Here is a 22,072-nt window from a genome sequence, read left to right on the forward strand (position 1 = left end):
TTACTACTAATAAATTCAACGCTAAAACACATGTCACGTTCTAAAAAACAAGAAAATACTCCTTACGAATCTGAATACTCTCTCCGTGATATTCCAGATTCAGATGCGATTTTGGAAATGCTCAAGGAGGAATCAGATAGGGGAGCGATACTAATCTTTGGAGCCTACCTAGAGGAATTGCTTGGTGTGCTTATTGCAGAACTATGCGTTTCCAACTCGCTTGCAGATAGCATACTCAAAGTAGGAACTCCCGCAGGAGACTTTGATTCAAGAATACTTTTAGCATCTGCGTTGGGCCTCATTCGCGAGAATGAGGTCAAAGCTTTACGAATCATTCAGAGGATTCGTAATAAAGCCGCGCATTTTGACCGCAGCGGGCGTGGATTCAATGTTCTATTTGATTCAGACATTACAGTTGACCAAATAGTTGAACTGACTACGATGTTTGGTTACGATAGGCTAGTGCCAGACAGAAAAATGCTTCGAAACAGAAGCTTAATAAGAAGTCAGTTTCAGGTAGCAGGGCACCACCTAGCTACTCGTCTGCTTATGCGCCGCCTAACTCTAAAGAGAATCACCTTACCTCAATCGCCAGAAGAACAGATTGCGGAGCTCACTAAAGAATATGAGGGGAGTGTTATTGGTGAACGTCTACTGCTCATCAAATCAGAACACCCAGACCCGCACGAAGCCACAAATTATTCAATGATTTTTCGAGAGATAATACTGAAGGGCAATGAGTTTAGTATTTCGCCTGAACTCATTGTCGCTCAATACAACAAGTACCTTGTTGACAATAATATTTGAAAGTCAAGTTCACTGATGATAGATAGCAGAAATAAATTATCTGCTCCGCTTTAACGGCTAGAAACATCTACCTAACTACTAGGTCACTAAGTGTAATTTTTTGAGATAGCAAATCTATATAACAACCTGACCGAAAGGCAACTGAGGCTATTGTTAATTCCCCAACAGCCCAGCCCCTGCTGTACCACCCTGCCCCTGGGGCGGCGGGGGCTTTCTTACAACATCACTCCCTTAATACTTAACTCACACCTAATCTTTTCATGAAAGCACTACTACTTACCTTTTTTCTGACTTGGACTGCCATTATTCGCACCCACGCTCAAGAAGATTTAACTAAACAGTCTCCTCCTCAAACTGCTAGAAATTTGGCCCTACCAAAGCCAATCTTGCCAGTACCCTTACGCATAAATTCGATTCCGAGCGACTTTTCGCTCGAAACGACAAATACTCAAAGCTTTTCGTTTACGGCTCTTAATCCTGATAGCCATCCACTACAGTGGTCTCTCAAGGGGAGCACTAACCCTTTTCTGAAGATTGACCCTTCTACCGGCATCCTATCTTGGACGCCTCCTTCAGGCCCTGATGCTGATATAGCAGTCAAGAAGGCTATTAAAGCAGGAGCCCTTGTTCTAAATCAAACGAAAGAACTAGAGGTTAAGGTAATTAACAGCGCAAATCCGACAGAGCAGGACGTTCAGAAATTTAACGTTACCATCTTCGATACCAACATAGAGTCTCCTAAATTCCGTCGACCAAATAAAATTTTCTCTATTCAGGAAGGTCAGGAGTTCCTTTTTAAAATCCCGCTTGATTTTACTGACGGGCAGAAAATCAATATTGTCACCGCTCACCCCCAAGGCAAAGGAGCAGTTACGACCCCTACTGGCGCCAATCCGAACTTCACTTGGATACCAAGTTTCGATGTCGTTCCGGCAGATGACCCTGACCGTAAAATAACCGAGCGTTTGTTTTTTGAGGCCAAAAACTCATTCAACCGTTCGGACACAATGACTATATTCGTTGTGGTGGAAGATAGGCCTGATTGTAAGACGGATGCAGTAAGGCATGCTAACGAAATCGGAACAACCACTGAATATCTCTCCAAACTGCAGTCGACTTTCGCTAGTGAACATGCCCAAGCTGAAAAACGCCGTCGTCTACGCACAACATTTGATGTTGGCGCTGCCATCCTAGGTGGCGTAGGTGGCGTATTTGGCCTTCTTCCTGCCCAAACATCTACTCAGACAACCACCGCAGCTATACTGGCATTTGCCGGAGCGTCAGCTCTAACAATCAAACTACTTGCCGTTCCAGAAGACACTAAGGCAGCAACACGTGAGCAAGAGCTTGTTGCAGCTATCAATCAGATAGGACGCCGGCTGTTGCAAGTACGAAATTTTGACTGTACCGCTCCTACCCAGAAGGAAAATCTACAGGCATTAATTAAAACGCGGGATGACCTACTAGATAGCAAAGGTCTTGCTTTGACCGACTTGCTTCCTGCAGACGAAGTTGCTAAGTTCCAAAAGGCAAAAGCTGAATACGAAAAGCGGAACCCTACTAGTCCTATTACTGCCCCATAAGTTCGGGCTTTACCATAGCAAGCCATCTTTCCCTCAGTGCCTCCACTTTATACACTCCGCGCCCACATGCATCAACTGCTGAACGCCGACGACGGCGGCCAGACGGTGCTGGAGCGCGTGACGGATTGGGGCCTGATTGGCCTGGTGCTGCTCAACGCCGGCGCCGTGGTGCTGGAGTCGGTGAAAAGTTGGGACCGACGCTACCATCCCGTTTTTGCCAGCATCGAGCTGGTATCGGTGTTCATTTTCACGCTGGAGTACGTGCTGCGGGTCTGGTCGAGCGCGGAAGACCGGCGCTACCGCCGGCCGTGGCTGGGCCGCCTGCGCTTCGTGCTGAGCCCGCTGGCCCTCATCGACCTGCTTTCCATCCTGCCCTTCTACCTCAGCTTCGGCCTTTTCGACCTGCGCATCCTGCGTGTGGTGCGCCTGTTCCGGGTGCTCAAGGTGGCCCGCTACGTGCGGGCGCTGCATGTCATCGGCAAAGTCATCCGCCGCAAGCGCGCCGAGCTGCTCGTGACCCTGGGCGTGCTGGGCCTGATGCTGCTCATGGTGTCGAGCCTGATGTACACCATCGAAAGCGAGGCCCAGCCCGACAAATTCGGCAGCATCCCCGACACCATGTGGTGGGGCGTGGCTACGCTCACCACCGTGGGCTACGGCGACGTGTTCCCCATCACGCCGGCCGGCAAGCTGCTCAGCAGCGTGATTGCCGTGCTCGGGCTAGGGCTGTTTGCCATTCCCACCGGTATCCTGGCCTCGGGCTTCAGCGAGCAACTGCACGAGCAGCACGCGGCCGATGCGGCCTTTTCTTACTGCCCGCATTGTGGGCACAAATTGTAACTCCAGCATCAGCCCGCCCCTGGGGCGGCGGGGGCTTTTTCACCTTTTTACCTCTGCTACGCATGTACGACCTTCCTGCTCAACTCTCCGACGATGCCGTCCAGGCGCTACGCAGCAATCTGCGCCGCGTCATCGAGCTCCGCGACGAAATCAAAGAGATGCCTAAGCCCACCGGCCGCGGTGCCTACCAGCCCAGCGATTACCTCAACCAGGTACGCGACCGGCTGCGGGCCGTGTACCACGGCGAGCGCGACCGGTTTTACGTGCCCCATACCGACGCCATCATGGCGCTGCAGCACCTCGAAGAACTTGGCACGCCCAAAATCAACTCGTCGTTTTCGACGAGCAAGACAAAGCTGTTATCGATTCTGAACCGCTACATAAAGGGTTTGCAGCGCGGATTTGCGGAACACGAGAAAGAAACAGGGTCAGTTCCTCCAGCGTGAGGAAGTACCAGCCTTCAACTACCTTGCGCCCGTCGGCTACTACGGCCACATGCTTTACCAGTGCATCGTGCTCGAAGAATGTCAGGCGGATGTTTCGGTGCTCGGTCTTATAGCGATACACGGCCAATGTATTACCGTGCCGCGTCGAGCAAGATTCCTGCACGAATTGCTGCCAGAAAGCATCCGTGGCAAAGAAGGCAGTTAGGATGGTGAGCATGTGTCAGTAGCTAATTTCTACAAAGCTCCCCACTAGCGCCACGGCGAAAAAGGACAACACCAGCATCACCCGCCCCTGGGGCGGCGGGGGCTTTTTCACCTTCTCGCTGACTCTATCGTTTTTAACAAGCCTGGCACGTACTTCAGTAGGTGCCAGGCTTGTTTTTTATCCTGTCGGCTTACTGCAGAAGCTAACCGTATAGCTCCCAAACGGCAGTTGCCCACTATCTTTGCGGGAGCTATTACCCAGTAGCCAACTTATACCGACCTAGCCGGCACTAGCTCCTACTGGCGCCTCCCGTTTTTCCATACTCCTACCCCTGATTTCATGAAACCACCCCTACTCCCGGCAGCCCTCGCGGCGATGCTCGGCCTGGTCCTGCCCCTGGCCGGCGCCGGCCAGGGCTTCCCCCTCACCGCCACCACCTGGGCCGTGCCCGCGAGTGCCAACGCCAGCCCCGGCTCGGGCACCTACGGCTTCCTGGACTTCTCGACAAATACCGACGTCGCCAACGACCGCAGCTGGGACGTGTTCGATATCAACGGCGACAGCCGCCCCGACATCGTCGTGTCGGGCGCGGGCACCGGCACCCGCCGCGACGTGGTGGGCGGGGCCGCCAACCCGCACTGGGAAGTGTACCTGAGCAGCGGCAGCGGCTTTGCGACCACCGCCACCACCTGGGCCGTGCCCCCCAGCCAGCTCGCCGGCGCGGGGGCCTACGGCTTCTACGGCCTGCACAACACCACCTCGGGCGTGGGCCGGCGCATCTGGGACGTGCTCGACATCAACGGCGACCACCGCCCCGATATTGTGGCCACCGGCGTGGGCACCGGCAGCTTCTACGAAGTCATCGGCGGCGTGGCCAACCCGCACTGGGAGATATTCCTGAACACCGGCACCGGCTTCGCCCCCATCGCTACCGACTGGCCGGTGCCCCCCACCGCCAACACCGGCTCGGGCACCTACGGCTTCGGCACGACGAGCTTCAACGGTATCGCGCAGAACCGGCGCAGCTGGAGCCTGTTCGACGTCAACGGCGACACCCGACCCGACATCGTGGTCACCAGCGTCGGCAACGGCACCAGCCGCGACGTGCTCGGCGGGCCGGCCGCCCCGCACTGGGACGTGTACCTGAACACCGGCACCGGCTTCGCCACCACCGCCACCACCTGGGTCGTGCCCCCCAGCATGAACGCCGGCCCCAACGGCTTCTACCTGCCGGCCGTTACCAACACGGGGATAAGCCAGCGCAGCTGGAGCACGTTCGACCTCAACGGTGATAACCGCCCCGATATCGTCGTGACGAGCGAAGGCGACGGCACCACCCGCGACGTGCTCGGCGGCGCGGCCGCCCCCCACTGGGAGGCCTACCTGAACACCGGCACCGGCTTCGTCCGCACCGCCATGACCTGGGCCGTGCCCCCGAGCGCCGCCACCGGCGCGACGAACTCCTACGGCTTCTACGACCTGAATAACAGCACCACGGAAGCCAACCGGCGCGGCTGGCGCACGCTCGATATCAACGGCGACGCCCGGCCCGACCTGGTGGCCACGAGCCTCGGCGACGGCCAGTACGTCAACGTCATCGGGGCCTACAATAACCCGCACTGGGAAGTGTACCTGAACACCGCCACCGGCTTCGACCAGACCGCCACCAGCTGGGCCGTGCCGTCCAACCCCAACAGCTACGGCTTTTACGACTTCTACAACACGGCGATTACGAACTACAGCCGCAGCTGGCAGGTAATGGACTTCAACGGCGACGCCAAGCCCGACATCGTCGTGACGAGCATCGGCAACGGCACCAGCCGCGACGTGCTCGGCGGCGCGGCCGCCCCCCACTGGGACGTGTACCTGAACTCCGGCAGGCCCACGGCCACGGCCCCGGCCACCGCCGCGCTGGCGGCCTGCGAGGTGTTCCCCACGCCCACGGCCGGCCTGCTCACCCTGCGCACGGCCCCGGCCTACCAGGGCGCGCCCTACCAGCTGCTCGACGGCCTGGGCCGGGTCTGCGCGGCCGGCACGGTCACGGCCGGCGCCCAGGTGCTCGACCTGCAGGCCCTGCCCGCCGGCGTCTACTCGCTGCAGCTGCGCACGGCCGCGCCGCGCTGCCTGCGCGTGGTAAAGCAATAAGGCCCGCCGCCTAGCTGGTTTGCGCGCCTCTATAAGCCCGCTCCTCCCTCGTGGTTGAGTGGGCTTGTTGCTTTTGTTATTGTTTTGCGGCTGCTATGCTCCCTACCTGCCCCCTATTATGGAAGTCACCCGCCAGCTCCTGACCGAGCGGGCCGGCAAAACCGGCCTCTGCCGCATTCAGCTCACCTTCTGCTGGGACGGGCAGCGCCTGCCCAGGGACTGGGACGCCCAGCGCAAGCAGTGTAAGGCTCAACACTTACCTTTACAACAACAAATCTATGAGGCCGCATCGCGAGGCGGCCTCCCCTTGCCCGCCACCTCAGGGCCGCAGTGCCTTTTTCCTATTTTACCCAGCAGCATTTGATGAAACCCTTTACTATTCCGACAGCGCTCGTGCTATTACTGAGCGCCACCTTCCCCCTGACCAGCCGCGGCCAGGGCTTTGCCACTGCCCCCACCACCTGGACGGTGCCGGCCACCGGCCACACGGGCACCGGTGCTTATGGGTTTTACAACCTCAGCAACGTGACGGGCGTCACGGGCCGTAAGCTCTGGAGTACGCTCGACCTCAACGGCGATGCCCGGCCCGACCTGGTCGTGACCAGCCTGGGCAGCTCGACCTCAGACAAGGGGGCGGAGGTACTCGGCGGCACCGCTAGCCCTCACTGGGATGTGTACCTGAGCACGGCCACGGGCTTTGCCACCGCTCCTACCACCTGGGCCGTGCCGGCCACCGGTCACACAGGCACGGGCGCTTATGGGTTTTACGGCCTCAGCAACGTGACCGGCGTTACTGGCCGCAAGCTCTGGAACGTGCTTGACGTAAATGGCGACGCCCGGCCTGACCTAGTCGTGACCAGTTTAGGCAGCTCGACCTCAGACAAGGGGGCGGAGGTGCTCGGTGGCACCGCCAGCCCCCACTGGGATGTGTACCTGAACACCGGCCAGGGCTTTGCCACAACGGCTACGACTTGGACGGTGCCAGCCACCGGCCACACGGGCACGGGCGCCTATGGGTTTTACGGCCTCAGCAACGTGACGGGCGTCAGCGGCCGCAAGCTCTGGAACGTCCTTGATGTAAACGGCGATGCCCGGCCCGACCTAGTCGTGACCAGCCTAGGCAGCTCGACCTCGGACAAGGGCGCGGAGGTACTCGGCGGCACTGCTAGTCCTCACTGGGATGTGTACCTGAACACTGGCCAGGGCTTTGCCACCACGGCCACGACCTGGGCCGTGCCAGCCACCGGCCACACGGGCACGGGCGCTTATGGGTTTTACGGCCTTAATAACGTGACCGGCGTTACTGGCCGCAAGCTCTGGAATGTGCTTGACGTAAATGGCGACGCCCGGCCCGACCTGGTCGTGACCAGCCTGGGCAGCTCGACCTCGGACAAGGGCGCGGAGGTGCTTGGTGGCACCGCTAGTCCTCACTGGGATGTGTACCTGAACACTGGCCAAGGCTTTGCCACCACGGCCACGACCTGGGCCGTGCCAGCCACCGGCCACACGGGCACGGGCGCCTATGGGTTTTACGGCCTTAATAACGTGACCAGCGTTACTGGCCGCAAGCTCTGGAATGTGCTTGATGTAAACGGCGACGCCCGGCCCGACCTGGTCGTGACCAGCCTGGGCAGCTCAACCTCGGACAAAGGCGCGGAGGTGCTCGGTGGCACTGCCAGCCCCCATTGGGATGTATACCTGAGTACAGCCACGGGCTTTGCCACCACGGCTACGACTTGGACGGTGCCAGCCACCGGCCACACGGGCACGGGCGCTTATGGGTTTTACGGCCTCAGCAACGTGACGGGCGTCAGCGGCCGCAAGCTCTGGAACGTGCTTGACGTAAACGGCGATGCCCGGCCCGACCTGGTCGTGACCAGCCTGGGCAGCTCAACCTCGGACAAGGGCGCGGAAGTGCTCGGCGGCACTGCTAGTCCCCACTGGGATGTGTACCTGAGTAGCAGCACAATATCCGCTACCACCGCAACGGTTGGGCAACTATCCTGCGACATCTATCCCAATCCGACCACGGGCCCTATTACCGTGCTAAGCTCGCCCGCTTATCGCGGCACCACTTACCGGCTACTGGATGGCCTGGGCCGCGTGCAGGCCACGGGCACGCTCACCAGCGACGCGCAGCAACTCGACCTACGTGCGCTGTCGGCGGGCGTGTATACCCTGCAGTTACAAACAGCCACGCCGCGCTTTCTGCGCGTGGTGAAACACTAACCGCCTCCCCCTGCCCCCTTGCCAGCAAGCCCGTCCAGCCCTTTGTGGTTGGGCGGGCTTGTTGCTTTTGTCGTTGCTTTGCGGTCCCTGTTTCTCCCATCTATCTGCCTCTATGGAAGTCACCCGCCAACTGCTCACCGACCGCGCCGGCAAAACCGGCCTCTGCCGCATCCAGCTCACCTTCTGCTGGGACGGGCAGCGCCTGCGCCTGAGCAGCGGCCAGAAGTGCCTGCCCAGGGACTGGGACGCCAAGCGCGAGCTGCTCAAGGCCAGGCCCGGCACCTACTCCGACACCATCAACCCGGTGCTCGAGCACTACGCCGATGCCGCCACCGCCGCCTACCACGCCTCGGTGGTGGCCGGCGAGCCACTCGGTAAGGAGGCCATGGAGGCCGAAATCCGCCGGCGCTTCCTGGAGCTGAGCCGCGCAGAGGCCGGCCTCCCTCCTATTCCGGCGCCCCCACCGCCCCCGCCGCCCACCTTCAGCGAGTACTACGACCGCTGGCTGGGCGAGCAGAGCCGCTCGGTGAATTTGCGCACCGGCCAGCGCCTGAGCAAGACCTACCTCGACAGCCTGGCCAACACCCGGGCCGTGCTGCAGGGCTTCGCTGCCCACACCGGCCACGAGCTGACGCTGGCCGGCATGGACGCGCGCTTCTACCAGGCCTTCCAGGAGTATTTCTTCCAGGTGCGGGGCCAGGGCCTCAACACCTTCGGCAAGCACATGCGGGCGCTGAAGACCTTCCTGGGCTGGTGCGAGAGCAACGACATTGCCGTCAACAGCAAGTTTCACAAGTTCCAGGCCCCCGACGAGCCCACCGGCACCGACGCCCTCACCCAGGCCGAGCTGCTGGCCATCGCCGGGCTCGACGTCTACACCGACGCCGGCCGCGCCCTGGTGCGCCGACACTTCGAAGCCATCGACGAGGCCGCCGCCGAGCAGCCCCGGCGCCGGGGCCAGCGCCGCAGCCAGGTTGATGAGTACCGCATCCTGGAGCGCCTGCGCGCGCTCGAGCGGGCCCGCGACAAGTTTCTGCAGTGCGCCTACCTGGCCCTGCGCATCTCCGACGCCAACCGGATGGCCCCGCGCCACATCGACCGGGCCCACCACCTCGTGCGCCTCAAGGCTGGCAAAACCCAGCTGCCCTGCGTGATTCCCTTTATCGACGACGACGTGTTCCGGCCGGTGGCGCTCATCGAGAAGTACCGGGCGCTGCAGCTGCCCACCTGCCTGCCCGTGGGCCTGCATCTGGAGGAGTACCTGCCCATGGTGGCCGAGCTCGTGGGCCTCACGCGCATTGCGCTCACGAGCAAGGTGGGCCGCAAAACCTTCGTCACCCTCAAGCTCGCCCAGGGCGTGCCCCGCACCACCGTCATGCAGGCCACCGGCCACAAAACCGAAAAGAGCTTCAACCGCTACGCTGGCATCGACGAGGCCGAGCTGGTGGAGAACTACCGCAAGACGGCGCGCAAGGTGAAGGGCGAGTCGCCGGGCGCCGCGGCGGCGTAAGCCTACTCCCTTGTGTACCGTATATTTGAAGCTACTCTCGCCGACGACGAATGCGCCTACTGCCTGTCCTCTTACTCTTGCTGCTGGCTTCAGCCAGCGCGTTGGGAGCCCAGCCCCCGCTCTGGCCCTTTCAACGCACGGAAACTGCGCGGGCCTTTTCGGGCGTTTTCATCGTCACGCACCAGTACCGCAGCTTTGGCCGGACGAGCCGCTTCGTAGGCGTCAGAGGCTGCAATCTGGTCAGTCGCAAGAGTTGGGGCCTGCGCACCAAGACAGCTTACACCGTACACGGTGCCAACGGCCGCCGCCTGTCGCCGCGCCACTACACCCGGGCCGTTGCCACGGCCGACGAGCGGGTGGTGGTGACGCACCGCGCCCATCGCACCGTGGTCATGGAATACCTCGACGCGGCCGGTCGGCTGACCCCATACACCCAGAACTAAACGGCCCAAGAGGTGGCAAAAAAGGGTGGCAGCAGCGCACCCGGTCTGGCGCAGGCTGACGCGGCGCGGCGCGTAAAAGTGCCGTTTTCGAGTAGTTGGCGGGGCCAGTCCGCGCCAGGGTGGGCCAAGCTAGCCCCTCAAAACTCCCGTCCAGACCGCGAACTGTTTGCAAAAAGGCCATTTCCAGTACGGAAATGGCCTTTTTTATTGTCCAAACAAAGAAGGATGGCAGACCGCCACCCGAAATTAAGCTTACGGGGCGAGGTATTTATGCACGGTGCCGACCGCCCCCCAGTAGCATCAGTGATTTTCGTAGGCTCAGCCCTTACCCTTTCAACTGGCGCTTCAGCCACGAAGGCCTCGTTAGTAGGCCACCAGCTGGGCTGGCACTCCTCACCTGAATCCTCAACCTAAGCTCGCTTACGGACATAACCCAAAGTCTGTAAACAGCCACCTCATCCAGTTGAGTGCAGCGAACGGATGGTTCCATTTTCTCTCAGGTACTGAATTGACATGATGCTTGGTTGATGTAGTGCCTGGGAAAGGATGAAGGGTTCGTTTTACCTAACTCCAAGTCAACAGATGAGATGTGAATTTCGTAACTTCGCTTCATGCCAACTCAAACGGCCATTGCCGACTATTACCAGCGCTACGGCCACGGCGTGCCCACCACCAGCCAGGTGACGGCCTACCGCCTCGAAGACGTAGCTGCGGCCGACTCATACCCGCACGTGCGGCGCGATTTCTACAAAATCAAGCTCCTGTGCGGTGCTGATGGCATTCTCTCGTACGCTGACCAGCGTGTGGGCATAAAAGGCTGCGCCCTTATTTTCGTCAATCCACTTATTCCCTACGCCTGGGAGCGCACGGCGGGGCGCGAAACTGGTTTTGCCTGCTTGTTCACGGAGGAGTTTGGCACACCGCAGCTGCGCACGGCCAGCGTGGCGCAGTCGCCGCTGTTTCGGGTGGGCGGTACGCCGGTGCTGTTTCCGACGCCGGCGGCCGTGGCGCGCATCAAGCATTTGTTCGAACAGCTGTTAGCAGAGCTACCTTCGCCTTACCCGCACAAATATGAGGTGCTGCGCAGCTACGTACAGCTGCTGTTGCACGAGTCGCTACGGCTGCTGCCGACTGCGCCTACGCCGGCCGATGCGGGGGCGCGGCTGCAGGCGCGGTTTCTGGATTTGCTGGCGCGGCAGTTTCCGCTAGCCTCGCCCTATCAGCCACTGGCACTTCGTACGGCTAATGAGTTTGCCCGGCAGCTGGCCGTACATCCCAACCATTTAAACAAGGTGCTAAAGGCTCTCACGGGCCACAGCACCACCGCGCACATCGCCGGGCGGCTGGCCGAGGAAGCCCAGGCCCTGCTGCAGCACAGCAATTGGAGCGTGGCCGAAATTGCCCACGGCCTGGGGTTTGGCCACGCGTCGAATTTCAACGCATTTTTCAAAAAACAGACTGGTCAAACGCCCAACGGCTACCGCCGACAGGCGGCGTCGCTTTCATAGCTTTTGGATTGATTAGCATACGTTCGTTGGCGAGGCCGGGCCGGAACTTTGCATCGTTCAACCAATCCCAGAAACGACTATGGAAAGCGGCATCACCAATAAAGTCATCATCGTTACCGGCGCCAGCAGCGGCATCGGCGAGGCCACCGCGCTGCTACTGGCCGAGCGCGGCGCCAAACTGGTACTGGGTGCCCGCCGGGCTGAGCCGTTGTCGGCCCTGACCGCTCGCATCGCGGCGGCTGGCGGCGAGGCCGTGTACGCGGCCACCGATGTAACCCGGCACGCCGATATGGCCGCACTGGTGCAACTGGCGCAGGAGCGCTTCGGCCGGCTCGATGTGCTGGTCAGCAACGCGGGCATCGCGCCCATCTCGCCGCTGGATGAGTTGCGGGTGGACGACTGGGAGACCATGATTGACGTGAACATCAGAGGCTTGCTCTACGGAATTGCCGCCGCACTGCCCGTGTTCCGGCAGCAGCAGAGTGGCCATTTCGTCAACGTGTTATCGACGGCAGGCCTGAGTATCGTGCCCACAATGGCCGTGTACGCCGGCACCAAAAACGCCGCCCGCACCATCACCGAAGGGCTGCGGCAGGAGGCCGGCCCGCACCTGCGCGTGACCGGCATCTCGCCTGGCTTCGTGCAAACGAACCTGCCCGACTCCATGAGCAGCCCCGGAGTGCAGGCTCAGATTAAGGAGCGAATGGGTGACATTGCCATTCCGCCGGCGGCCATTGCCCGCGCTATTGCCTTTGCCATTGAGCAGCCAGCCGAGGTCGATGTCAACGAAATTGTGGTGCGGCCTACGGCGCAGGCCTAAGCAGGAAGCCATACCGGGCGAGGAATGGGAACTGCGTCGAGAGGCGCATTCCTCGCCCGGCAGCTTACCAGGGCATTGGCCCGTCGGGCCCCACGAAGGTGACCGTCGGGCCGGTTTCATCCAGCGCCATCCACACCGGGGCGCGCGAGCCTTCTTCAAGGGTATCAGTGCCTTCGAAGTTGTTGAGCGCGGTGGCCGTGAAGCCGGGACTTACCGCGTTGACCTTGATACCAGCCGACTCCAGCTCCAGGGCGAAGGCTACCGTCACGGCGTTGAGTGCCGTTTTCGAGGCCGAGTACACCACATCGAATCCGCTGCGGAAAGGGAAAGTTGGGTCCGAAACCAGCGTGAGTGAGCCCAAACCGCTCGATACGTTGACGATGCGCGCGGCAGGCGCTTCCCGTAGCAGCGGCAGCAGGGCCTGCGTCACGGCAATCACGCCGAACACGTTTGTTTCGTACACGGCCCGCACTTCGTCGAGCGAGGCGACACTGGGGCGCGTCGACTGCATTATCTCGGCGAGCGAGCGGCCGGGGGCCCCGGCGTGGGAGATGGCCGCGTTATTTACGAGCAAATCCAGGCGACCGAACTCGCTGCGAATGCGCGCGGCGGCGGCAATAATGGACCCGGGAACCGTGACGTCGAGCTGCAGAGCGCGGGCTTCGGAGCCGATGCTGGCGGCGGCGGCTTCGCCCTTCGTCAGGTCGCGGGCGCCGACCAGCACGGTGTAGCCATTCGCGACTAGTTCCTTGGCCAATTGTAGGCCGATACCTTGATTGGCGCCCGTCACCAAGGCAATACGTTTAGAGTGCATGCGTTTTTCTTGCTTTGGCGGCTTGGTTAGCGCCGCCGGGTGAGGCTGAAAGTAGCAACACAAAGGTCCCGCTGCCAGCCGGGCGCTTTTTTGCCAAATGACAAAAACAAACTACCGCACCGCCTTGCGTATCCGGCTTAGGGAGGACTGCGTCAGGCCCAGGTAAGAGACGCCAGGTAGGCCAGCGGCACCCGGTTGGCCAGGCACGGAAACGACCTCAGAAACGAGGTGTAGCGGGTAGTGCCGTTCTGCCCCAGCATCGGGATGATGCGGCGCATTTTCTGGCTCAGCGCCTGCTCAATGGCTTTGTGGGTAATAGCATCCCAGCCGGGAATGGTCTGCGACAGGACTTGCAAATCCGCGGCGGTAATCACCAGCACCTGGCAATCGGTAATGGCCTGCACGTAATGCGCCACGATGCTGTCCGGGGCCGACTGTGGCGGGTGCTCCAGCCCGGTCAGACAGATGAGCATGTTCTGCTCTTCCACAAAATAATGGGTCACCTCCTCGCCCGTGGCGGTCAGGTAGCACACCCGGAAAACCCCTTCCACGACGAACCCTACGCGCTGCACCGCCGCCCTGGACCGCTGAAAATAGTCGCCTTTGCGCAGGTGCAAGCGGGTAGTTTTCTGCGCCACCAGGCCGCGATGGACGGAAGTTAGTTCGCCAAATTGGGCGAGGTAAGCTAAAAAGTCTTCCATTGCAGAAACGTACTCGGAAAGCCAGCCGCCGAAAGCCCCGGCGCAGCAGGTGCGGCGTAGCAAACCACCCGCTGCCGCCTCAGGTTTAGCGCTGGTGTGTACGAACGTGAAATCTCTAGATTTGCCGGAACGCCGCATCCGCGTGCCCGTATTCCGCCCCGGCACCACCGACACCCCGGTGCCGCCCGCGCAAGCCGCGCAACAAACGGGTAAAACAGCCATTTTCGCAATGGAAATGGCTGTTTTACCCATATTATTGATTTCCAATAGGGCCCGGAGTCAGCGCCACGACGAAGGCACTGTTATTCCGCAGTCAGGTGCGGCGCTGTTAGTTGCTGCGCCGATTTTCTGGCTTGCTTGCGCCGCACTGCTTTCGCAGGCTTAGCCCAGCGACGGTTATCCGAATAGAAGTGCACTGGGGGCGCTACCGTAGTCAGCCAGCCGAGAGCCCTGTTTAATTATCAATTCATTCATAAAGCACGTATCATAGCCGCAGCTATGCCTGGAATACGTGCCGAAGTTTCGGTGGCCAGACCGCTGACTCTCCCAGATTTTCTGTTGATTACGTTTGATATTCTCCCAGGCCTGACTTTCATCGGCTTGGTTAATGTCTCGCCCAGCGTACTCACCTCAAAAAAGGTCCTGGGGTCTTTCAACTGCAGAAAATCAAACGTCTTCGCAAACGTCGCAATAGCAAGTTGCCGCAGCTCAAGCTTTTCTTCGAGGCTCAGCTTCGTGGTTTCCACGATGGAGCGAAATAGTCCCAGCGTATTAAAATCAGTGAACCTCTTGCGGTTCTCAATGAGCTGCAGATACTCGTGGTAGGTGAGGGTATTAAATTGCTTGCCAATTTTCATGCTGCTGCTGCGATACTGCGTGCTTGTGCCTAATCTTGTAGTCGGCAACGTTACCCCGTGCCGTATTCCAATGCCCCAAGATACCCTCAAAGTCCCCGAACTCTCCCTTATCATCCTCATTGGCAGCACTGGCGCAGGCAAATCCACATTTGCCCGGCGCTTGTTCAAGCCTACGGAAATTGTGTCGTCGGATGCCTGCCGGGGGCTGGTGGCGGATGATGAAAATGACCAATCGGCCAGCAAAGATGCGTTCGAGCTGCTGCACTACCTGGTGGCCAAACGCCTCAAGCGCGGGCTGCTGACGGTGATTGACGCCACCAACGTGCAGGAAGAAGGCCGCAAGCCCCTGGTGGCCCTGGCCCGGCAATACCACGTGCTGCCCGTGGCCATCGTGCTCGACGTGCCCGACGAGGTGGCCCAGCGCCGCAACGCCCAGCGCCCCGACCGCCGCCACCTGGGCCGGCACGTCATTGCCAGCCACCGCCAGCAGCTGCGCCGCAGCCTGCGCAACCTGAAAAGCGAGGGCTTCCGCCACATTCATCACCTGCGCAGCGTGGCCGAAATCGACGCCGTGCAAAGCATTGTGCGCGACCGGCTCTACAATAACCGCCAGGAAGAAACCGGGCCTTTCGACATTATCGGTGACGTACATGGCTGCTACGCCGAACTGGTGCAGCTGCTGGAAAAGCTGGGTTACCAGGTTTTTGAGGAGCCGATTACGGACGTGCGGGATTTGGGCGTGCGGGTGGTGCCGCCGCTGGTCGCCCTCACGTCAACCTCACCCCCTGACCCCCTCTCCAAAAGAGAGGGGGCACCGGTTTTGCCCGAAGTGGAATCGTCAGGCTCCCCCTCTCTTTTGGGAAATGCGCATCAAGCATTTCTTCGGGGGCCGGGGGGTGAGGTTACGGGGCCGCACCGCAAAGCTGTCTTCCTCGGCGACCTCGTGGACCGCGGCCCCGCCTCGCCGCAAGTGCTGCGTCTGGTAATGAGCATGGTGCGCGACGGCACGGCCCTCTGCGTACCCGGCAACCACGACATCAAGCTCCTGCGCCATCTTAACGGCAAAAACGTCACCATCAACCACGGCCTGGCCGAAACCCTGGCCCAGCTCGAAGCTGAGCCCGAGGCATTCAAGAGCGAGGTTCGACGGTTTCTGGATGATTTGGTGAGTCACTACGTGCTCGATGGCGGCAAGCTGGTGGTGGCCCACGCCGGCCTCACCGAGGAGATGCAGGGGCGCGGCTCGGGGGCCGTGCGGGCCTTCGCGCTGTTTGGTGAAAGCACCGGCGAGATTGACGAATTCGGCCTGCCCGTGCGCTACGAGTGGGCCCGCGAGTACCGGGGCCGGGCCATGGTGGCTTTCGGCCACACGCCCGTGCCCGATGCTGAGTGGCTCAATAATACCATCGACCTAGACACTGGCTGCGTGTTTGGTGGCCGCCTCACCGCCCTGCGCTACCCCGAGCGCGAACTGGTGGCCGTGCCCGCCGCGCAGGTGTACTGCGAGCCCGTGCGCCCGCTCAACTACCGCGCCCTGCAATTGCAAACCGAACGAGAAACCAGCAACCAGCAACCAGACCCGAAGGACGGCGTAAGCCAAATCACCTCTGCCCAGCACGAACACGACGACTTGCTCGACATCCGCGACGTGACCGGCAAGCAATACATCGAAACGCGCCTGATGCGCGGGGTTACCATCCGCGAGGAAAACGCCGTGGCCGCCCTGGAGGTGATGAGCCGCTTCGCTTTGCATCCTAAGTGGCTGCTGTATCTGCCGCCCACTATGTCGCCCACCGAAACCTCGGCCCTGCCCGATTTGCTCGAGCACCCGGCCGAAGCTTTCGACTACTACAGGCGCCTCGGCGTGGAGCGCGTGGTGTGCGAGGAAAAGCACATGGGCAGCCGTGTGGTGGTGGTGCTGGGCAAGGATAAGGCGGCCATTCAGCACCGGCTGGGCCTCACGGGCGAGGGCATCGGCAAATGCTATACCCGCACCGGCCGCAACTTCTTTACGGATACCGACCTCGAAGCCGCCTTCCTTGCCCGCTTGCGCGATGCGTTGAGCACGGCCGGATTCTGGGAGAAATTCGATACCGACTGGGTGTGCCTCGATGCCGAGCTGCTGCCATGGTCGGCCAAGGCCCAGGAATTGGTAAAAAACCAGTACGCCGCCGTGGCCGCCGCTGCGTTGGCTGCCCTGCCGCAGGTCGAAGCCGTGCTTGCCGAAGCCGCTGCCCGCCAGCTCGATGGCGCCGAGGCGCTGCTGGCCCGCACCGGGGCCCGCCACCAGGCCGCCGCCCACTACGCCGAGGCCTACCGCCGCTACTGCTGGCCCGTGCAGTCGCTGGATGACCTCAAGCTGGCGCCCTTCCACCTGCTCGCCACCGAGGGCCGTACCTACTTCGACCGCGACCACGCCTGGCACATGGAAACCCTGCGCACCCTGGCCCTGGCCGACCCCGGCCTGCTCCGCGCCACGCCCTACCGCGTCGTGTCCCTCCCCGATTCGGCCGACGTGGATGCCGCCATCCAGTGGTGGACCGACCTCACCGCCGCCGGCGGCGAAGGCATGGTGGTGAAGCCCTACGACTTCGTGCCCCAGGGCAAAGGCGGCCTGCTGCAGCCTGCCCTCAAGTGCCGGGGACGCGAGTACCTGCGCATCATCTACGGCCCCGATTACCTGCTGCCCGGCAACCTCGAACGCCTGCGCCAGCGCAACGTGAAAGCCAAGCGCAACCTCGCCCTGCGCGAGTTCGCCCTCGGCGTCGAGGGCCTGGAGCGCTTCGTGGCCGGGCAGCCGCTACGCCGGATGCATCAGTGCGTGTTCGGCGTGCTGGCGCTGGAAAGTGAGGCGGTGGACCCGCGGCTGTAACATAATTGCACGCCCCATGCTCCCCCGCATCCACACCGCCCTCGCCCAGCTCGAAGCCACCCACGGCATCCGCATTCTCTACGCCTGCGAGTCGGGCAGCCGGGCCTGGGGCTTTCCCTCACCCGATTCGGACTATGACGTGCGCTTCATTTACTGCCACCCGGCGGCGTGGTACCTGGCACTGGACGAGGGGCCGGATACGCTGAACTTCCCCGTCGATGAGCTCTTGGACCTGGGTGGCTGGGAGCTGCGCAAAGCCCTGCGCCTGCTGCGCAGTTCTAATGCCGCCTTGTTCGAGTGGCTGCAATCACCAGTCATTTACCACGAAGCGCTGGATTTCCGGGCGCGGCTGATGCCGCTGCTACCGGCCGCGTTCAACCTAAAGGCCGGGCTGCACCACTACCTGGGCCAGCTGCGGCGCGGCGTGACGGAAGATATGGCGGGTTCCGAAGTGCGCCTCAAGCGGCTGTTCTACGCCCTGCGCTCAGCGCTGGCGGCCCGCTGGATTCGGGAGCGCCACTCGCTGCCGCCGATGGAGTTTGCGCCGCTGCGGGCGGTGCTGCCGGAGGAGTTGCAAGGCTTAGTGGAGGAACTGCTGGCGCAAAAGGCGGTGGCAGTAGAAAAAGCCGTAGCACCTGTTTCTGAGGCGTTGCGCGGATTTCTGGCGCAGGAATATGCAGCCGGACAGGCGGCGCGGGAGGAGTTACCGGTGACGCGCGGGGCGGTGGAGTTGGATGAGCTGTTTCGGGAGTTGCTAGCGGAGGCATTTGTGCAGTAGCGCGGACTTTGTAGTCCACGAGTCAGAGCGTTCGTACTCGCGGACTACAGAGTCCGCGCTACTTTCGCCCCATGCTCACCATTGCCGACCTGCGCCGCCAGGGCCTTATTCTCTTCGAAGCCATTAGCGGCAGCCGCGCCTACGGCACCAACCTGCCGCATTCCGACACCGATTTGAAGGGCGTATTCGTGCTGCCCGAAGACCAGTTTTTTGGGCTCGACTATGTGCCGCAGGTGGCCAATGAAACCAACGACGAGGTGTTTTATGAGCTACGGCGCTTCGTGGAATTGCTGCTAAAAAACAACCCGACGGTGCTGGAATTGCTGGGCACGCCGGCCGACTGCGTTATCTATAAACACCCCTTATTCGAGCAGTTTCAGGCCCGGGATTTTCTCTCGCAGCTCTGCCGCCAGAGCTTTGCCGAGTACGCTGCGGCGCAGATTCGCAAAGCTAAAGGCCTGAATAAGAAAATCAACCACCCCGAGCCTCCCGCCCGCAAGTCGGTGCTGGACTTCTGCTACGTGACCGTGGGCGCCGGGGCCCAGCCGGTGAGCACCTGGCTGGGCCGCCACGGCTACGATGCTGCGCAATGCGGACTGGCCAACGTGCCGCACCTGAGTGATTTATACGCCCTCTTCGTGGACCTGACGCCGGAGCGCCGGCACGGCTACCGCGGCCTCGTGCGCGACACCGACACTTCGCAGGACGTGCTGCTGTCGGCAGTGCCGAAGGGCGAGGAGCCCGTGACCTACCTGTCATTCAACCGCAACGGGTACAGCACCTACTGCCGCGTGTTTCGGGAGTATTGGGAGTGGGTGGAGAAGCGCAACAAGGAGCGTTACGAGAACACCGTGCAGCACGGTAAAAACTACGATGCCAAGAACATGCTGCACGTCTTCCGGCTGCTGCAGATGGCGGAGGAAATCGCGCTGACCGGGGAATTGCAGGTGCGCCGGCCCAACCGCGGGTTTTTGCTGCAAATCCGGCGCGGCGAGTTTGAATATGCCGATTTGGTGGCGCAGGCCGAAGCGCTGGTGACGCGGGTGGAAGTCGCTTTTGCCGCCTCTCCCCTGCCCGCGGCGCCGGATAGGGCGGCGGCTGAGCAGTTATTGCGACAGCTGCGGCAGGAGTTTTATGAACAGCGCCGAAAGTAGCCGGCTAATTGTCGCAAATCCCTACCTTGCATCCATGCAAGACAACCTTACTGCGGCCGCCCGCGCCGCGCTGCTGGGCCTGGCCGTGGGCGACGCCCTGGGCGTGCCCGTCGAGTTTGCCGGCCGCGCCGCCCGCCAGGCCGACCCGGTGACCGATATGCGCGCCTACGGCACTCATTCGCAACCCGCCGGCACCTGGTCCGACGACTCTTCCCTGACCTTCTGCCTGGCCGAAACCCTAGCCCGCCCCGGGGGCCGGAGTGGTGCCCCTGACCTGGCCGATTTTGCCCGGCGCAGCATTAATTGGCTTTACAACTCTTACTGGACTGCCACTTACGTCACCTTCGACGTTGGCAACGCGACCCGCACGGCTATCGACCGCTTGCAGCGGGGCATAGCGCCCACAGCAGCAGGGCCCAACTCGGAATATGATAACGGCAACGGCGCCCTGATGCGGATTCTGCCCTTGGTGTTTCATGACATCTGGCGAGCGGAAAAGCTTGATTTGGATGCAGCCTGGACGCTGACCGAGGCCGTAGCGAGTGTGACGCACGGCCACCCGCGCTCTACCCTTGGTTGCTTTCTGTATCTGTTGGTAGCGCGCGGCTTGCTCGCCGGTCAGGCTCCGGCCGCAGCCTTTCAGCAGATGCAGGATTTGGCTAACCCGTGGCTCAAAAACGGCAGCATTCCGGCCGTAGCCGAAGAACGTTATTACCGCTGGTGGGTGCTTTCGGGTGAGCTGGTCAACCAGCCGGAAAGCAAAATTTCCTCCTCCGGCTATGTCGTGCACACCCTCGAAGCGGCCCTGTGGTGCCTGCTGCACTACGACACCTACGCCGCCACCGTGCTGGCGGCCGTCAACCTCGGCGACGACACCGACACGACCGGCGCCGTGGCCGGCGGCCTCGCCGGCCTGGCCTACGGCGAAGCGGCCATCCCCACCGAGTGGCTGCAGGTGCTGGCTCGCCGCGCTGATATTGAAGACCTTGCTGCCCGCCTGACAGCATAAGTTGTCAGTTGCTCGTTGTCAAGTCGCCAGGCAGCAATAGATTATTACCGGACAACTGACAACGAGCAACTGACAACTAAATTTCCCCATTCTCTCACCCCCAAATCCCACCCGTTTATGAATACCACTCCCACCCCGCGCCCCATTCCTAACTCCTACTGGGCCACGCCCTTGCTGCTGGCCTGCGAGTATCCCGGCGCCCCCACCGATGCGGCTGCCGCGCCCAAGCTCGATGCCCTGCTGGCGGCCGGCATCCGCGATTTCTACGACCTCACCCACGAGGGCGAGCTGCGCCCCTACGAAACCCAGCTGCGGGAGCGCGCCGCCCGGCTCGGCATTGCGCCCGAAAGCCTGCGCTACCGCCGCTTTGCGGTGCCCGATATGGGCCTGCCCACCACCAAGCGCCTCGCCGAAATCATGCACGCGCTGGCCGATAGCGCCGCCGCCGGCCGCCGTGCCGCCGTGCATTGCTGGGGTGGCATCGGGCGCACGGGCACCGTGGTGGGCTGCCACTACGTGCAGCACCACGGCCTGAGCGGCGACGAGGCCCTGGCCCGCATCGCCGACGAATGGCAGCACGTGGCCAAGGTGAAATACCACCCCGTGTCGCCCCAAACCCGCGAGCAGCTGAACTTCGTGCGCAATTACCGGCCAGCCCGGCCAGAATAGCAAGGCGGCTGTCAGTTCAGCATCTTTATCAACTCTTTGATGGCCTGGCGCGAGTGCGTTTTCACGGTTCCGAGGGGCATTTGCAGTCGCTCGGCCGCCTCCACCTGCGTCAGGCCTTCGAAGTACAGCAGGTCAATGAGGCGCCGATACTCGGGCCGCAGGCGCTGCGTGAGTTCGCGCACGCCCACGTGCTCGGGCAGAAACGCGGGCGGGGCCGCCTGCTGCGCCGCCCCGCTGCCGTCGAGCGACTGCGTGCGCTGGGCGTCGCGCACGCGCCGGTCGCGCAGGTGGTCGATGGCGGCGTTGCGGCAGATGCGCAGGGCCCAGGTGAAGAGGTAGCCCTTCTCGGGGTCGAAGGCGGCAAACGACGACCAGATTTTCACCATCGAGTCCTGCAGCACATCTTCGGCGGCGGGCACGTTGCGCACAATGCGCAGAATGACAGGGTAGAAAAGTTTGCCATACTGGCGGTAGAAGAGTGTCATGGCGGCTGCATCGCGGGCCTGCAGGCGCACAATCAGCTCGTCTTCGTTCTCAAATAGCGGCATTCAGGAAAGTTGTCGTGGAAGGAATGGAGCCCACCTACGACAAGTTTTAAGCAGTTGGATTTATGAGATAGAAGTTTGTTTGTTAATTCGTTGCAAACGACACATGGTTTGCGTAGCGACCAAAAAAGTTCCCT

At 61.5% G+C, this 22,072-nt stretch carries 21 protein-coding genes; 17 read left to right on the plus strand and 4 right to left on the minus strand.

Annotation, left to right across the window (positions count from 1 at the left end):
* Nucleotides 1-30: 30 nt before the first annotated feature.
* From Q5H93_RS14870 to Q5H93_RS14920, 11 genes are all read left to right on the plus strand, one after another.
* Nucleotides 31-807, plus strand: coding sequence for a hypothetical protein (locus Q5H93_RS14870; RefSeq protein WP_305007362.1), 777 nt, complete (start codon nucleotides 31-33; stop codon nucleotides 805-807).
* 260 nt (nucleotides 808-1,067) lie between these two features.
* On the plus strand, nucleotides 1,068-2,390 hold the full coding sequence (locus Q5H93_RS14875) for a hypothetical protein (protein ID WP_305007363.1): 1,323 nt from the start codon (nucleotides 1,068-1,070) through the stop codon (nucleotides 2,388-2,390).
* Nucleotides 2,391-2,456: 66 nt separating this feature from the next.
* Nucleotides 2,457-3,230 carry an ion transporter gene (locus Q5H93_RS14880; RefSeq protein WP_305007364.1) on the plus strand — a complete coding sequence of 258 codons (774 nt, stop codon included), beginning with the start codon at nucleotides 2,457-2,459 and terminating at the stop codon, nucleotides 3,228-3,230.
* Between the two features lie 62 nt (nucleotides 3,231-3,292).
* Nucleotides 3,293-3,676, plus strand: coding sequence for a hypothetical protein (locus tag Q5H93_RS14885; protein WP_305007365.1), 384 nt, complete (start codon nucleotides 3,293-3,295; stop codon nucleotides 3,674-3,676).
* A gap of 544 nt (nucleotides 3,677-4,220) precedes the next feature.
* Nucleotides 4,221-6,026 carry a T9SS type A sorting domain-containing protein gene (locus Q5H93_RS14890; protein WP_305007366.1) on the plus strand — a complete coding sequence of 602 codons (1,806 nt, stop codon included), beginning with the start codon at nucleotides 4,221-4,223 and terminating at the stop codon, nucleotides 6,024-6,026.
* 118 nt (nucleotides 6,027-6,144) lie between these two features.
* Entirely contained in the window at nucleotides 6,145-6,390 is a 246-nt protein-coding gene (locus Q5H93_RS14895) for a hypothetical protein (RefSeq protein WP_305007368.1), read from the plus strand.
* Nucleotides 6,390-8,255: a T9SS type A sorting domain-containing protein gene (locus tag Q5H93_RS14900; RefSeq protein WP_305007370.1), complete on the plus strand. Its 1,866-nt coding sequence runs from the start codon at nucleotides 6,390-6,392 to the stop codon at nucleotides 8,253-8,255. The genes Q5H93_RS14895 and Q5H93_RS14900 overlap by 1 nt, the downstream gene beginning before the upstream one ends.
* Before the next feature lie 112 nt (nucleotides 8,256-8,367).
* The gene (locus tag Q5H93_RS14905) at nucleotides 8,368-9,765 is read left to right on the plus strand and encodes a phage integrase SAM-like domain-containing protein (RefSeq protein WP_305007372.1); all 1,398 of its coding nucleotides are present in this window, start codon (nucleotides 8,368-8,370) and stop codon (nucleotides 9,763-9,765) included.
* A gap of 77 nt (nucleotides 9,766-9,842) precedes the next feature.
* Nucleotides 9,843-10,208 carry a hypothetical protein gene (locus Q5H93_RS14910; protein ID WP_305007374.1) on the plus strand — a complete coding sequence of 122 codons (366 nt, stop codon included), beginning with the start codon at nucleotides 9,843-9,845 and terminating at the stop codon, nucleotides 10,206-10,208.
* A 611-nt stretch (nucleotides 10,209-10,819) separates the two neighbouring features.
* The gene (locus Q5H93_RS14915) at nucleotides 10,820-11,716 is read left to right on the plus strand and encodes a helix-turn-helix domain-containing protein (RefSeq protein ID WP_305007376.1); all 897 of its coding nucleotides are present in this window, start codon (nucleotides 10,820-10,822) and stop codon (nucleotides 11,714-11,716) included.
* 79 nt (nucleotides 11,717-11,795) lie between these two features.
* The gene (locus tag Q5H93_RS14920; RefSeq protein WP_305007378.1) at nucleotides 11,796-12,536 is read left to right on the plus strand and encodes an SDR family oxidoreductase; all 741 of its coding nucleotides are present in this window, start codon (nucleotides 11,796-11,798) and stop codon (nucleotides 12,534-12,536) included.
* A gap of 64 nt (nucleotides 12,537-12,600) precedes the next feature.
* Here the strand turns inward: Q5H93_RS14920 and Q5H93_RS14925 are convergent, their stop codons facing one another.
* Together Q5H93_RS14925 and Q5H93_RS14930 are read right to left on the minus strand one after the other, a co-directional pair.
* Nucleotides 12,601-13,350 carry an SDR family NAD(P)-dependent oxidoreductase gene (locus Q5H93_RS14925; RefSeq protein WP_305007380.1) on the minus strand — a complete coding sequence of 250 codons (750 nt, stop codon included), beginning with the start codon at nucleotides 13,348-13,350 and terminating at the stop codon, nucleotides 12,601-12,603.
* 152 nt (nucleotides 13,351-13,502) lie between these two features.
* On the minus strand, nucleotides 13,503-14,051 hold the full coding sequence (locus Q5H93_RS14930) for a Crp/Fnr family transcriptional regulator (protein ID WP_305007381.1): 549 nt from the start codon (nucleotides 14,049-14,051) through the stop codon (nucleotides 13,503-13,505).
* 106 nt (nucleotides 14,052-14,157) lie between these two features.
* Between Q5H93_RS14930 and Q5H93_RS14935 the strand changes: the two genes are divergently transcribed.
* The gene (locus tag Q5H93_RS14935; RefSeq protein ID WP_305007382.1) at nucleotides 14,158-14,436 is read left to right on the plus strand and encodes a hypothetical protein; all 279 of its coding nucleotides are present in this window, start codon (nucleotides 14,158-14,160) and stop codon (nucleotides 14,434-14,436) included.
* An 85-nt stretch (nucleotides 14,437-14,521) separates the two neighbouring features.
* On the opposite strand, the gene Q5H93_RS14940 is transcribed toward Q5H93_RS14935, so the two are convergent.
* A complete protein-coding gene (locus tag Q5H93_RS14940) occupies nucleotides 14,522-14,908 on the minus strand; it encodes a hypothetical protein (protein WP_305007384.1) in 387 nt (128 codons plus the stop codon).
* Nucleotides 14,909-14,978: 70 nt separating this feature from the next.
* Between Q5H93_RS14940 and Q5H93_RS14945 the strand changes: the two genes are divergently transcribed.
* The 5 genes from Q5H93_RS14945 (at nucleotide 14,979) to Q5H93_RS14965 (ending at nucleotide 21,390) form a co-directional block, all read left to right on the plus strand.
* Nucleotides 14,979-17,780, plus strand: coding sequence for a polynucleotide kinase-phosphatase (locus tag Q5H93_RS14945; RefSeq protein ID WP_305007385.1), 2,802 nt, complete (start codon nucleotides 14,979-14,981; stop codon nucleotides 17,778-17,780).
* Nucleotides 17,781-17,796: 16 nt separating this feature from the next.
* On the plus strand, nucleotides 17,797-18,558 hold the full coding sequence (locus Q5H93_RS14950) for a nucleotidyltransferase domain-containing protein (RefSeq protein ID WP_305007386.1): 762 nt from the start codon (nucleotides 17,797-17,799) through the stop codon (nucleotides 18,556-18,558).
* Between the two features lie 71 nt (nucleotides 18,559-18,629).
* Entirely contained in the window at nucleotides 18,630-19,712 is a 1,083-nt protein-coding gene (locus Q5H93_RS14955; RefSeq protein WP_305007387.1) for a DNA polymerase beta superfamily protein, read from the plus strand.
* A gap of 34 nt (nucleotides 19,713-19,746) precedes the next feature.
* Nucleotides 19,747-20,721, plus strand: a complete 975-nt coding sequence (locus Q5H93_RS14960; protein WP_305007388.1) for an ADP-ribosylglycohydrolase family protein — start codon at nucleotides 19,747-19,749, stop codon at nucleotides 20,719-20,721.
* Between the two features lie 117 nt (nucleotides 20,722-20,838).
* On the plus strand, nucleotides 20,839-21,390 hold the full coding sequence (locus tag Q5H93_RS14965; protein ID WP_305007389.1) for a protein-tyrosine phosphatase family protein: 552 nt from the start codon (nucleotides 20,839-20,841) through the stop codon (nucleotides 21,388-21,390).
* 11 nt (nucleotides 21,391-21,401) lie between these two features.
* Here Q5H93_RS14965 and Q5H93_RS14970 read toward each other — a convergent pair whose 3' ends face one another.
* The gene (locus Q5H93_RS14970) at nucleotides 21,402-21,938 is read right to left on the minus strand and encodes an RNA polymerase sigma factor (RefSeq protein WP_305007390.1); all 537 of its coding nucleotides are present in this window, start codon (nucleotides 21,936-21,938) and stop codon (nucleotides 21,402-21,404) included.
* Nucleotides 21,939-22,072 lie beyond the last annotated feature (134 nt).

This window comes from Hymenobacter aranciens (genome assembly GCF_030580865.1).
GTDB lineage: Bacteria > Bacteroidota > Bacteroidia > Cytophagales > Hymenobacteraceae > Hymenobacter > Hymenobacter aranciens.